Source organism: Lentzea sp. NPDC003310 (genome assembly GCF_040610935.1).
Taxonomy (GTDB): Bacteria; Actinomycetota; Actinomycetes; order Mycobacteriales; family Pseudonocardiaceae; genus Lentzea.
The window spans coordinates 123,879-136,403 of sequence record NZ_JBEXNC010000022.1; the positions used below are offsets into that span (position 1 = coordinate 123,879).

The 12,525-nt window shown below is 70.6% G+C and carries 12 protein-coding genes; 10 read left to right on the forward strand and 2 right to left on the reverse strand.

Going from position 1 to position 12,525, the window contains the following annotated elements:
* Positions 1-30: 30 nt before the first annotated feature.
* A complete protein-coding gene (locus tag ABZX02_RS37210; protein WP_285647754.1) occupies positions 31-537 on the reverse strand; it encodes an inorganic diphosphatase in 507 nt (168 codons plus the stop codon).
* Positions 538-661: 124 nt separating this feature from the next.
* On the opposite strand from ABZX02_RS37210, the gene dacB reads away from it, so the two are divergent.
* The 4 genes from dacB to hpt are packed head-to-tail and all read left to right on the forward strand — an operon-like array spanning position 662 to position 5,325.
* A complete protein-coding gene (gene dacB, locus ABZX02_RS37215; protein WP_355305644.1) occupies positions 662-2,779 on the forward strand; it encodes a D-alanyl-D-alanine carboxypeptidase/D-alanyl-D-alanine-endopeptidase in 2,118 nt (705 codons plus the stop codon).
* Between the two features lie 28 nt (positions 2,780-2,807).
* Positions 2,808-3,851 carry a zinc-dependent metalloprotease gene (locus ABZX02_RS37220; RefSeq protein ID WP_355305645.1) on the forward strand — a complete coding sequence of 348 codons (1,044 nt, stop codon included), beginning with the start codon at positions 2,808-2,810 and terminating at the stop codon, positions 3,849-3,851.
* Positions 3,848-4,759: a tRNA lysidine(34) synthetase TilS gene (gene tilS, locus ABZX02_RS37225; RefSeq protein ID WP_355305647.1), complete on the forward strand. Its 912-nt coding sequence runs from the start codon at positions 3,848-3,850 to the stop codon at positions 4,757-4,759. The genes ABZX02_RS37220 and tilS overlap by 4 nt, the downstream gene beginning before the upstream one ends.
* A gap of 17 nt (positions 4,760-4,776) precedes the next feature.
* Positions 4,777-5,325, forward strand: a complete 549-nt coding sequence (gene hpt / locus ABZX02_RS37230) for a hypoxanthine phosphoribosyltransferase (protein WP_030477529.1) — start codon at positions 4,777-4,779, stop codon at positions 5,323-5,325.
* A 190-nt stretch (positions 5,326-5,515) separates the two neighbouring features.
* Here hpt and ABZX02_RS37235 read toward each other — a convergent pair whose 3' ends face one another.
* On the reverse strand, positions 5,516-7,213 hold the full coding sequence (locus ABZX02_RS37235; RefSeq protein WP_355305649.1) for a substrate-binding and VWA domain-containing protein: 1,698 nt from the start codon (positions 7,211-7,213) through the stop codon (positions 5,516-5,518).
* A 327-nt stretch (positions 7,214-7,540) separates the two neighbouring features.
* On the opposite strand from ABZX02_RS37235, the gene ftsH reads away from it, so the two are divergent.
* Genes ftsH through ABZX02_RS37265 form a run of 6 tightly spaced genes read left to right on the forward strand, consistent with a single transcriptional unit; the run spans position 7,541 to position 12,517 of the window.
* The gene (gene ftsH, locus ABZX02_RS37240) at positions 7,541-9,733 is read left to right on the forward strand and encodes an ATP-dependent zinc metalloprotease FtsH (protein ID WP_355305651.1); all 2,193 of its coding nucleotides are present in this window, start codon (positions 7,541-7,543) and stop codon (positions 9,731-9,733) included.
* Complete coding sequence (folE, locus tag ABZX02_RS37245) at positions 9,730-10,377, forward strand: GTP cyclohydrolase I FolE (protein ID WP_355305653.1); 648 nt, start codon at positions 9,730-9,732, stop codon at positions 10,375-10,377. Before ftsH ends, folE begins: the two co-directional genes overlap by 4 nt.
* Before the next feature lie 32 nt (positions 10,378-10,409).
* Positions 10,410-11,195 (forward strand): dihydropteroate synthase, encoded by a 786-nt coding sequence (gene folP / locus ABZX02_RS37250; RefSeq protein ID WP_355305702.1) that lies wholly within the window; start codon positions 10,410-10,412, stop codon positions 11,193-11,195.
* Entirely contained in the window at positions 11,188-11,577 is a 390-nt protein-coding gene (gene folB, locus ABZX02_RS37255; protein WP_355305655.1) for a dihydroneopterin aldolase, read from the forward strand. The genes folP and folB overlap by 8 nt, the downstream gene beginning before the upstream one ends.
* Complete coding sequence (folK, locus tag ABZX02_RS37260; RefSeq protein ID WP_355305657.1) at positions 11,574-12,068, forward strand: 2-amino-4-hydroxy-6-hydroxymethyldihydropteridine diphosphokinase; 495 nt, start codon at positions 11,574-11,576, stop codon at positions 12,066-12,068. Before folB ends, folK begins: the two co-directional genes overlap by 4 nt.
* On the forward strand, positions 12,065-12,517 hold the full coding sequence (locus tag ABZX02_RS37265; RefSeq protein WP_355305659.1) for a DUF3180 domain-containing protein: 453 nt from the start codon (positions 12,065-12,067) through the stop codon (positions 12,515-12,517). Before folK ends, ABZX02_RS37265 begins: the two co-directional genes overlap by 4 nt.
* Positions 12,518-12,525 lie beyond the last annotated feature (8 nt).

The following is a 12,525-nucleotide window of genomic DNA, read 5'->3' on the forward strand; positions in this document are numbered from 1 at the left end:
TCCGAGCAGCCCCCTCTTTTCGCGTGCTCCCTAGTGGAAGCTCTCGCCCCGTGCCTCGGCGTCCTTCAGGCGCTGGTAGGAGCGCTTGATCTCGGCCTCGGCCTCGGTGCGGCCCACCCAGGACGCGCCCTCGACGCTCTTGCCCGGCTCCAGGTCCTTGTAGACCTCGAAGAAGTGCTGGATCTCCAGGCGGTCGAACTCCGCCAGGTGGTGGATGTCGCGCAGGTGCTCGTGGCGCGGGTCGTTGGCCGGGACGCACAGAACCTTGTCGTCGCCGCCCTTCTCGTCCGTCATGCGGAACATGCCGATCGCACGAGCGGCGATCAGGCAGCCGGGGAACGTCGGTTCCTGGACGAGGACGAGGGCGTCCAGCGGGTCGCCGTCCTCACCCAGGGTGTTCTCGATGAACCCGTAGTCGGCCGGGTACTGCGTCGACGTGAACAACGTGCGGTCGAGGCGGATGCGGCCACTCTTGTGGTCCACCTCGTACTTGTTGCGCACGCCCTTGGGGATCTCGATCAGGACGTCGAATTCCACTGGTCCTCGCTCATGTAGCCCATTCGTGATGCCCACTAGTGTGGACCACGACGCCTTGTCAACCCTCACCGGAGCGGTGGTTGGTGGGTGTGAGATTGCCCGTACCGAGCTAGCGGAGGCCCACTTGCCGGACGAGCCCCAGTGGCCGACCGAGGACGACGACGCCGAGTCGGTCGCCGCTGCTTCCGAGTCAACGGTGCAGGTCAGCCGCCCGTCCGTCGACCAGCCGACGATGCGCTTCCCGCTCGCCGCGGTGCTCTCGGCACCGTCCACACCGGAGCCGCCCCGCTCGTCGCCGCTGCGGACCGCCCCGAACGCCACAGCCGGTCGATCCGGTGACGTGACTGTGCCAACGGCCGGTTCCGGCGCCTCCGGCGGCCCTTCGGGTGGAATGTCCGGTGGGAAGTCTCACGGGGTGATTGGTCCGGAAGGCGGCCAACCTCGGGCGGTCCCGGTGCGGATCGAGCCGAAGGGCGACCAGACCCGTGTCGTGCCGCGGCCCGAGCAGAGGACGACCGAGCTCTCCGTGCCGCCCGCGAAGACGGCGCGCGTCGACCAGCTGCCGCACCTCGAGCAGTCGTGGTTCGACCAGCCGGTGCAGCCGGAGCCGCAGTCCCAGCCACGGCCCGAGCCGACCAGGCGCGTCGACCAGCTGCTGAGCCCGCCCCCGCCGCGGCAGGAATCCCAGCGACAGGAAGCCCAGCGGCAGGAAGTTCCGCGCCCGGAATCCCAGCGACCCGAGCCGCAGCGCCCGGAGCCCCAGCGGCCCGAGCCCCCGCGCGCGGTGCCCGTCCCGCGGCCCGAGCCGAAGCCCCTGAACAAGGACCTCCCCGTCACCGGCTACGAGGAGGAACCCGAGGACCGCCTCACCGACGAGCCGAAGAAGAGCCGCAAGGGCCTCCTCGTCGTGCTGAGCCTGGTCGTCGTCGCGGCCCTGGCCGGTGCCACCGTCTACGCGGTCAACGAGTTCGGCGGCACCCAGGCCGTGCAGACCAGGCCGCCCGCCGCCCCCGCCAACGTCCAGCCGCTGGTCAAGGCCGCCGGCGCGGGTGCTCCCGCCCCGACCCCGGCCGGCGTCTCGCAGGCGCTCGCCGGACCAGCGGGCAACGGCGCGCTCGGCACGCTCACCGGCAGCGTCATCGACCCCGCGAGCGGCGCCGCGCTGTGGCAGCAGGGCGACACCACGCCCGCCACGCCGGCGTCGAGCCTCAAGATCCTCACGGCCGCGGCGGCGTTGCTGAGCCTCGAGAAGACCGACCAGCTCTCCACCAAGGTCGTCCAGGGCGCGGAGCCCGGTTCCGTGGTGGTCGTCGGCGGCGGCGACCCGACGATCTCGGGCGTGCCCGGCAAGTCCGTGTACCCCGGCGCCGCGACGCTCGACGACCTCGTCAACCAGGTCAAGGCGAAGGGGCCGGTCACCAAGGTCCAGTTCGACCTGAGCCGCTACACCGGCGAGGCGCTCGGGCCGCAGTGGGAGTCCGCGGACATCGCGGGCGGCTCGGTCGCGCCGATCGTGCCGTTCATGCTCGACGGCGGGCGCGTCGACCAGTCCAACGTCAACGGCGTGCGCACCGGCAGCCCGGGTCAGGCGGCGGCGGACGCGTTCGCCCAGCGCGTCGGGGCCGCCGGCGCCACGGCGGGCACGGCGCCGGCGGGCGCGCAGGTGCTCGGCGAGATCAAGTCCGCGCCGATCGAGCAGCTCGTCGACAACATGATGCAGATCTCGGACAACGTGCTGACCGAGGCGATCGCGCGCGAGATCGCGATCAAGACGGGCAACGAGCCGTCGTTCGCGGGCGGCGTGAAGGCCGTGCGGGACGTGCTGACCAAGAACGGCTTCGACCTCACCGGGGCGTCGTTCGTGGACGGCAGCGGGCTGTCGGCGTCGAACAAGATCCCGGCCAAGCTGCTCACCGACGTCCTCACCGCCGCCGCCAAGCCCACGCTCGACGACGCGCGCACCGCGAAGCTGCGGCCGCTGCTCACGGCGCTGCCGGTCGCGGGCGGCAGCGGCACCCTCGCCGGTCGCTACGGCGGCAGCGCGGCGCAGGGCAAGGGCTGGGTGCGGGCCAAGACGGGCACCCTCACCGGTGTCAACGCGCTCGCCGGCGTGGTCGTCGACGTGGACGGACGGGTGCTCGTCTTCTCGTTCATGTCCGCGAGCAACCGCAACCCGGAGACCGAGGTGCGGCCGGCGCTCGACGTGATGGCCGCTGCGTTGCGGGGTTGTGGCTGTTCGTAGCGGGCCGTGCGCAGGTAGCGTCGGAAGCGTGAACGGCGCGACGGAGGCAGAGCTCGGCCCGGTGGACTGGGACCTCGCGGTCTCGACCGCCACCCGGCTCGTGCGACCAGGTCCGGTGATCGGCAAGGACGAGGCCGAGCACGTCGTCGGCAGACTGCGCGAGCTCGCTCCGCAGGCGGAGGTGCACGTCCGCGAGCTGACCGGGCTCGGCCAGGGCCTGCCGCTGCTGCCGGGCGAGGTCGTGGACCGGCCGGCCTGGGTCGCGGCCGCCGCGCAGGGCCTCGCCGCGCTCACCGGGCCCGCGATGCCGCGCCAGACCGGTCCGATGGCGGGCCTGCTGGCGGGCACGGCCGGGGTGCAGGCGGGCGTGGTGCTCGCGTTCCTGTCCTCGCGGGTGCTCGGCCAGTACGACCCGTTCAGCCCGACCGACCAGCTCGCCGGGCGGTTGCTGCTCGTCGCGCCGAACATCGTTGGCGCACAACAGGCCCTGGACGTGCCGGACGACGACTTCCGCATGTGGGTGTGCCTGCACGAGTGCACGCACCGGCTGCAGTTCACCGGCGTGCCGTGGCTGCGCCGGTACTTCTCCGACCAGGTCACCGCGCTGCTGTCCTCAATGGACGACGACCGCGCGCCGCTGACCGACGTGCTCCGCGACTTCCGGCAGAAGCTGCGCGAGGGCGACGGTCCGATGGGGCTGGTCGAGCTCATCCAGTCGCCGCAGCAGAAGGTCCTGCTGGACCGGCTGATCGCACTGTCCACTTTGCTCGAAGGCCACGCCGACCACGTGATGGACGCCGTCGGCCCGTCGGTCGTGCCGTCCGTCGCGACCATCCGCAGCCGCTTCAGCGCACGCCGCAAGGGCGGCGGCCTGCTCGACCGGATCCTGCGCACGGTGCTCGGCGTCGAGGCGAAGGTGCGCCAGTACGAGGAGGGCGCGGAGTTCACGTCGTACGTCGTCGAGCGGGTCGGCATGGACGGCTTCAACGCCATCTGGACCTCCGCCGACACGCTGCCGACGCGCGCCGAGATCACCGAGCCGATGAGCTGGCTGCGCCGCGTGTCGCCGTGAACGGACCGGTCGCCGAGATCCGCACGGCGGTCCGCCGCTTCCTCGACCTCGTCCAGCCGGAGGCCGTGACCGTCGCGGTCTCCGGCGGAGCCGACTCGCTCGCGTTGGCGGCCTGCGTCGGTCAGCTGCTGCCCGGCGTGTCCGCCGTCGTCGTGGACCACCAGCTGCAGCCGGAGTCCGGCGAGGTGGCGTTGACCGCGGCCCGCCAGTGCGCCGAGTTCGGCCTCGTGTCGCGCGTGGAGCCGGTGTCCGTGACGGGGCCGGGCGGACCCGAGGCCGCCGCCCGCACCGCCCGCTACGCGGCTCTCCGGCCCGCCTCGGGTGTGGTGCTGCTTGGCCACACGCTCGACGACCAGGCGGAGACCGTGCTGCTGGGCCTCGGCCGCGGTTCCGGTCCCAGGTCGATCGCCGGGATGCGCGCCTTCGACGCGCCGTGGGGCCGCCCCCTGCTCGGCGTGACGCGGTCGGTGACCCGCGCGGCGTGTGCCGAGCAGGGGATCTCGTACTGGGAGGACCCGCACAACGTCGACCCGTCGTTCCAGCGCGTGCGGCTGCGGACCGAGGTCCTGCCGCTGCTGGAGTCCGTGCTGCAGGGCGGAGTCGCGGCGTCGCTGGCGCGCACGGCGGCCCAGTTGCGCGAGGACTGTGACGCACTCGACTCGCTGGCCGCCGCGTTCGCCGGCGACTGCTGTGCCGTCGACGACATCTCGGAGTTGCCGGCCGCGTTGCGACGGAGAGTGGTCAGGACGTGGCTGATCGACGAAGGCGTGCCCGAACTGTCCGATTCGCACCTGCGCCGTGTTGACGCACTGGTGAGTGAATGGCGCGGTCAGGGCGGTGTCTGGCTACCTGGCGGCTTTGTCGTGCGGCGCGCGCATGGCAGGCTCGTTGTGGAACCACAGTCTTAAGCAGAGGGGACCTGTCCGTGTACGACGGCGACATCGCATCCGTGCTCATCACCGAGCAGGAGATCAGCGACAAGGTCACCGAACTCGCCAAGCAGGTCGCGGCTGATCACCCAGAAGGTGACTCCGACCTCGTGCTGATCACGGTGCTCAAGGGCGCCGTGATGTTCATGGCCGACCTTGCCCGCGCGCTGCCCGTTCCGGTGCAGCTCGAGTTCATGGCCGTTTCGTCTTATGGGTCCTCGACTTCGTCCTCGGGCGTGGTGCGGATTCTGAAGGACCTGGATCGCGACATCGCGGACCGAAACGTGGTGATCGTCGAGGACATCATCGACTCCGGGCTCACGCTGTCGTGGCTGTTGAAGAACCTGCAGTCGCGCAAGCCGCGGTCGTTGCAGGTGTGCACGCTGCTGCGCAAGCCCGACGCGGTGAAGGTGGAGGTGCCGGTCAAGTACGTCGGGTTCGACATCCCCAACGAGTTCGTCGTCGGGTACGGGCTGGATTATGCGGAGCGGTACCGGGACCTGCCGTACATCGGGACGCTGGACCCCAAGGTCTACTCGAGCTGAGGCTATTGCTGTTCCAGCGGACAGCGGAAACGCCGGGTCCCCTCGCGAAGGCCCGGCGTTTCGCTTCGGGGCAAGGGCTCAGCGGGAGAGCACCTGTTCGACCGTGGGCCTGCGCTCGGTGCCGTTCCAGCGTTGAAAGAAGAAAGCCGGGCCTCCCCTTCGGGAAGCCCGGCTTTGTCGTTTTCTCGCCTCAGCAGTTCGGGCGGCAGCGCCGCTGCGACACCGCGTCGAGCAGGACGGCGCGGATGTCCTCCGGGTTCGGCGCCTGGTACGCCTTGCCACCGGTGGCCGCAGAAATGGAGCGGAGGGCGTCCATGTCCACCTCGTCGCCGAGCCCGACCATGATGATCGGGACCGGCTTCGCGGGGTCGGACTCCCGCTTCAGCGTCTCGATCAGCGCGCCCGTGTCGATCGACGAGATGTCGTCGTTGCGGCCGTCGGTCATGAGGACCACGGAGTTGACCTTCGACGGGTCGTAGCCCTGCAGCACGTGGCGGTAGGCCGCCAGGGTCGTGTCGTTCAGGGCCGTGCCGCCGCCGACGAGGCCGGGGAGCTGCGAGGCGCCCGCCTCCAGGCGCTTGCGGCGGGTGACGCCCGCCAGGGGTTCGCCGAGCGGGCCGATCGGGACCAGCTCGATCCAGTCGTTCGGCGGCTTCTTGTCGGTCGAGAACGCCCAGAGGCCGATGGCCGTGGTGTCCGGGAGCATCGAGAGCGCGGTCATGGAGGCCTCGGTGGCCGCCTCCACGCGGGTCTTGCCGTTGCCGCTCTTCTCGATCATCGAGCCGGAGACGTCGATGACGGTCAGCATGCGCATGTCGAGGCTGATCGCGCCCCACGTGCGCAGCAGTTCGGAGACCTGGTCGGCGTTCGGGGTCTCGATCAGCTTCACGTCACCGGCCTGGACGCCCTCGGCGTCCGTGCTCCACTTGGCCGGCGCGGCGCCGTTCACCGTGCGGAAGCCCGCCTCGCCGAAGCGCTTGGCGGTGTCGCCGGAGCGCAGGACCTTCTCGAACTCCGCGGCCGCCTCGCCGATGCCCTCCGGCTCGTTCGCGCGGGAGACGCGGACCAGCGGGTAGTCGAACGAGAGCGTGCCCTCCTTGGGCGGGGCGCCCAGGACGGCGTTGTCCTTCGCCGCGCGGTTGTTCGCCACGACGGACTGCTCGGTGGCGGCGAAGAGCGGCGCCTTCTCCGCGTCGGTGGTGACCTTGCCGAACGAGTCGCGCACCGACGGGACGGCGCTGCGGCCCACCCGCAGCAGGGTGCCGACCAGCTCGGGCTTGGGCGTGCCGTCGGGGTTGCCCAGCAGCGTGCGGATCACGAACAGCGAGGCGAGGCCCTCCGACGTCATCGTCGGGTCGCTCATCGAGATCTGGACCTTCGGGTCCACGACCTTCGACCACGAGACGGGCGTGACCGGGAAGCCGATCTTCGACATCGCCTGCTCGGAGCCCGCCATCACGAGCGGGCTGGACGCCAGCGAGGGCTTGATGTCCAGCTTCGGGGCCTCCGGGCCCGTCTCGGCGGACTGGCGCTGTGCCTCGGCCGCCCACATCGACGAGTCCGGGATCCACAGGGAGTGGGGGTTGATCTGCGCGGTCGGGAGCTCGTTCGCGACGTCCGCGGCGTTGCGCGACTCGACCTGGATCTGGACGCAGCGGCCGCGCACCACGGGCTGGGACCGCTGGTAGTCCTGCGCCGCCGCGTTCACGACGTCCAGCGCGGCCGGGGTGACGGCGATCTTCAACGGCAGGGCGCCGGAGCAGTCGGCGCCGCTGGTGACGCGCAGTGCCACGACCGTGACGCCCGCCGCCGCGACCACGCCGAGCAGAGCGGCCACGGGAAGGGCGACCCGCCGGAACAAGCCGGGGGACGTGTGACGTGCTGACATACAGTTACTGACCTTCGGTCACGTGTTCACTCTTTCGAGTGGCGGGGGAACACTCGGGGGATGCATGAGGATGACATGTGACCCCCAAACGTAGTGAGACGGCGTGACCTGCGTCACTCGTCTGGACGGCCGTATTTGTTCCGGATGAACCAAAGTGCGTGAACATGCGTGGCAGGGGTCACCGCCGGGAACCCGGAGGCGCCCCCGCCCGTTGGTTGCTCAGTACCCGGCCAGCGGGCGGTAGGCTGGTCGGACGCGGTATGTGGGTCTTCCACTGCCCGACGCGCAAGTCAGGGAGGGTCGAGGCCGCCCGCCGGCCGTAAGTGCATGGACCGCAAGCGCCTGCTTCGCAACCCGCTGCTGTGGATCGCTGCGGTGTTGCTGCTGTACTTCGTCTTCACCGTTCTCTTTGACGACTCGCGGGGCTACCACCCCGTGAAGACGTCCCAGGCACTCCAACAGGTGCGGGACGGCAAGGTCAAGGAAGCCACGATCGAGGACAAGGAGCAGCGTCTCCGTCTCACCCTCACCGACGGCACCACCTTCGAGGGCAGCAACCGCCTGATCACGCAGTTCCCGGCCAGCTCGACGGACGAGATCTTCACCGTCCTCGACCAGGCCGGCAACAAGCCGACCGTCGAGACCAAGGTCAGCCAGGAGTCCATCCTGATGCAGATCTTGATCTACCTCGTGCCGCTCGGCCTGCTGTTGCTGCTGCTCATGTGGATGATGAACAACGCCCAGGGCGGCGGCAACCGCGTCCTGAACTTCGGCAAGTCCAAGGCCAAGCAGCTCTCCAAGGACATGCCCAAGACGACGTTCGCCGACGTCGCGGGTGCCGAGGAGGCCGTCGAGGAACTGGAAGAGATCAAGGACTTCCTCCAGAACCCCGGCCGCTACCAGGCACTCGGCGCCAAGATCCCCAAGGGCGTGCTGCTCTACGGCCCGCCCGGAACCGGTAAGACGCTGCTCGCGAGGGCCGTCGCCGGCGAGGCGGGGGTGCCCTTCTACTCGATCTCCGGTTCGGACTTCGTCGAGATGTTCGTCGGTGTCGGTGCCTCGCGCGTGCGTGACCTGTTCGAGCAGGCCAAGCAGAACGCGCCCTGCATCATCTTCGTCGACGAGATCGACGCGGTGGGCCGCCACCGCGGTGCCGGTCTCGGCGGCGGGCACGACGAGCGCGAGCAGACGCTGAACCAGCTGCTCGTCGAGATGGACGGCTTCGACTCGCGCGGCGGGATCATCCTGATCGCCGCGACGAACCGGCCCGACATCCTCGACCCCGCCCTGCTGCGCCCCGGCCGCTTCGACCGCCAGATCCCGGTGTCCGCACCGGACCTGAAGGGCCGCAAGCAGATCCTGCGCGTGCACTCGAAGGGCAAGCCGCTCGCCGCGGACGCGGACATCGACGGCCTGGCCAAGCGCACCGTCGGGTTCTCCGGCGCCGACCTCGCGAACGTCATCAACGAGGCCGCGCTGCTCACCGCCCGCCAGAACGGCCACACCATCACGGGTGCCGCGCTGGAGGAGTCGGTCGACCGCGTGATCGGCGGTCCGGCCCGCAAGAGCCGGATCATCTCCGAGAAGGAGAAGAAGATCACCGCGTACCACGAGGCCGGGCACGCCCTGGCCGCGTGGGCCATGCCGGACATCGACCCGGTCTACAAGGTCACGATCCTCGCCCGCGGCCGCACGGGTGGTCACACCCTCTCGGTGCCGGAAGAGGACAAGGACCTGATGACCAGGTCCGAGATGATCGCGCGACTGGTGTTCGCACTGGGTGGCCGGTCCGCCGAGGAGCTCGTCTTCCACGAGCCCACGACGGGTGCGTCCAACGACATCGAGCAGGCGACGAAGATCGCCCGCGCGATGGTCACCGAGTACGGCATGAGCGCGAAGCTCGGCGCCGTGAAGTACGGGCAGGAGCAGGGCGAGCCGTTCCTCGGGCGCTCGGCCGGCCGCCAGGCGGACTACTCGCTGGAGGTCGCGCACGAGATCGACGAGGAGGTGCGCAAGCTCATCGAGGCCGCGCACACCGAGGCGTACGAGGTGCTCAACACCTACCGCGACGTCCTCGACGACCTCACGCTCGAGTTGATCGACAAGGAGACGCTGCACCAGAAGGACCTGGAGCGGATCTTCGCCCGCGTCGAGAAGCGGCCGCGCATCACCCAGTTCAACGACTTCGGTGACCGCACGCCGTCCGACATCCCGCCGGTCAAGACCCCCGGCGAGCTCGCCAAGGAGCGCGGCGAGCCGTGGCCGCCCGTCGTCGAGGACACGATCGAGGAGGAGCTGAAGCAGGAGGACGGTCCCGCCACCGCGGAACCGGCCACCGAGCAGCTGCCCTCGGCCAACGGCTCGAACGGCGTGCACCAGCCCGGTCAGCCCTCGAACCAGTCGGGTCCGCCGAACTACGGCGCCCCGCCCGGGTGGACCCCGGCGACGGTGCCCGGCGGCAAGCCGCACAACGTCTGGGAGCCGAAGAAGCCGCAGCCCGACCAGGACGAGCGGCAGTGACCGAGCAACACCAGCTCGACGGAGACGCCGGCCTCACCCGCAACGGGGAGGCCGGCGTCTCCGCGCGGCGGGTCTTCGACCAGGGGCGAGCCGAGGCTGCGGTGCGTGAGTTGCTGCTCGCGTGCGGTGAAGATCCTGACCGGGAGGGGTTGCGCGAGACACCCGCACGGGTGGCGCGTGCCTACCGGGAGTTGTTCGCGGGCCTCTACACCGACGCGGACAGCGTGCTCGCGAAGACGTTCGACGAGAGCCACGAGGAGCTCGTCCTCGTCACCGACATCCCGATGTTCAGCTTCTGCGAGCACCACCTGCTGCCGTTCCACGGCGTCGCGCACGTCGGGTACATCCCGAACGAGCAGGGCCGCGTGACGGGGCTGTCGAAGCTCGCCCGGCTCGTCGACCTCTACTCGAAGCGGCCGCAGGTGCAGGAGCGGCTCACGTCGCAGGTCGCTGACGCCCTGGTGCGCAAGCTGGAACCGCGCGGCGTGATCGTCGTGGTGGAGGCCGAGCACCTGTGCATGGGCATGCGCGGCGTGCGCAAGCCCGGTTCCCGCACCACGACGTCCGCGGTGCGCGGGCTGCTGCGCACGTCCGCCTCGTCGCGGGCGGAGGCGATCGAGCTGATCAGGGGCCGGACGCGGTGAGTGGTCTGCCTCGTCCCGGCCGCTGTGTCGTGATGGGCGTGCTGAACGTGACGCCCGATTCGTTCTCCGACGGCGGGCGCTACATCGACCGGCGGGACGCGGTCTCGCACGGCGTCGCGATGTTCGAGCGCGGCGCGGACCTGATCGACGTCGGCGGCGAGTCGACCCGGCCCGGTGCCGAGCGCGTCGACCCGGCCGAGGAGATCGCGCGGATCGTGCCGGTCATCGGCGCGTTGGTCGCCGAGGGCGTGCCGGTCAGCGTCGACACCATGCGGGCGTCCGTCGCGGCGGCGGCCCTGGAGGCGGGCGCGTCGATCGTCAACGACGTGTCCGGCGGCCTGGCCGATCCGGAGATGGCGGCGGTCGTCGCGGCCGCGGGCGTTCCGTACGTGCTCATGCACTGGCGCGGGCACAGCACGGAGATGGACGCGCTGGCGACGTACGACGACGTGGTGACGGACGTGCGCTCCGAGTTGCTGGAGCGCGTCGAGGCCGCGCTGGCCGCCGGTGTCGCGGAGTCGTCGATCGTGCTCGACCCCGGGCTGGGGTTCGCGAAGCTCGGCGACCACAACTGGGAGCTGTTGCAGCGCTTGGACGAACTGGTCGAGCTGGGCTTCCCGGTGCTGGTGGGGGCGTCACGCAAGCGTTTCCTCGGCACGTTGCTCGGCAACCGTCCGCCGGACGGCAGGGAGGACGCTACCGCGGCGGTGTCGGCCCTGGCCGCGTTCGGCGGGGCGTGGGGTGTGCGGGTGCACGACGTCGACCGGTCGCTGGACGCGGTCGCCGTCGCCGGTGCGTGGAGGCGGGGACATGGCTGACCGGATCGCGTTGACGGGCCTGCGGGTCCGGGGCAACCACGGGGTGTTCGAGCACGAGAAGCGCGACGGGCAGGAGTTCGTCGTCGACATCACGCTGTGGCTGGACCTCTCGTCCGCGTCCCGCACGGACGACCTGGCGCAGACCTACCACTACGGCGAGCTCGCGGAGATGGCCGCGGCGATCGTCGGCGGCGAGCCGTACGACCTCATCGAGTCGGTGGCGGGCAAGATCGCCGACGCCGCGATGGAGGACTCGCGGCTGCACGCGGTCGAGGTGACGGTGCACAAGCCGTCCGCGCCGATCCCGCTGACGTTCGACGACGTGTCGGTGACGATCCGCCGCTCGCGCCGTCTCGCGGCGCCCCCGAAGGACAAGCCTTGAGCCGCGCGGTCCTCTCGATCGGCTCCAACCTCGGCGACCGGTTCGCGTTCCTGCAGTCCGTCGTGGACGGGCTGCGGCCGTTCGTGACCGCCGTGTCGCCGGTGTACGAGACGGCGGCGTGGGGCGTCGAGGACCAGCCGGACTTCTTGAACGCCATCGTGATCGTGTCCGCGGACGACGTGGACGAGTGGGGCTGGCTGCGGCGCGGCCAGGCGCTGGAGAACGCCGCCGGGCGCGTGCGGGAGAAGCGCTGGGGACCGCGCACGTTGGACGTGGACGTGGTTTCGGTGGACGGGGTGACCTCCGACCACCCCGAGCTCCTCCTGCCGCATCCTGGGGCGTTTGAGCGCGCAACGGTCCTGATCCCGTGGCTCGACGTGGAGCCGGACGCGGTGCTGCCGGGGCGCGGACCCGTTGCGGGACTGGAGTTCTCGGCCGACGGCGTGCGGCGGCGTGACGATCTCGTGCTTTCCGGTTGGATGGACGCGTGAAGTTCACCAGCTCCCGCGACCTGGCGGCCGTCGCGATCGTCGGCGGTCTGCTCGCGCACCTGCTGCTGCGGCTCACCTACGACTCGTTGCCGCAATTGCCCGTCCTCGCCGGCTCGACGCTGTTCGTCATCGCGGTCGCGGAGGTCGTGTTCGCGTTCTCGTTGCGGGCGCGGATCCAGCGCCGCGAGGGCGCTCGTCCGGTGCAGCCGCTGACGGCCGCCCGAGCGGTCGCACTCGCGAAGGCTTCGTCCGTTTTGGGCGCTTTGATGTTCGGTGCCTGGACCGGGTTGCTGATCTTCGTGATCCCCGTCCGCGACTCGTTCCCCGCGGCCTCGAACGACCTGGTGGCGGCCGTTGTGGGCATGATCGCCGCGGTCGCGCTGACCGCCGCCGCGCTGTGGCTCGAGCACTGCTGCCGGACCCCGGACGACAGTTCCGGAAACGATTAGTAACCCGG

Coding starts and splice junctions, on each gene's coding strand:
- folB (WP_355305655.1), top strand. CDS start 11,188: ATGGCTGACCGGATCGCGTTGACGGGCCTGCGGGTCCGGGGCAACCAC.
- ABZX02_RS37235 (WP_355305649.1), bottom strand. CDS start 7,213: ATGTCAGCACGTCACACGTCCCCCGGCTTGTTCCGGCGGGTCGCCCTT.
- folP (WP_355305702.1), top strand. CDS start 10,410: ATGGGCGTGCTGAACGTGACGCCCGATTCGTTCTCCGACGGCGGGCGC.
- ftsH (WP_355305651.1), top strand. CDS start 7,541: ATGGACCGCAAGCGCCTGCTTCGCAACCCGCTGCTGTGGATCGCTGCG.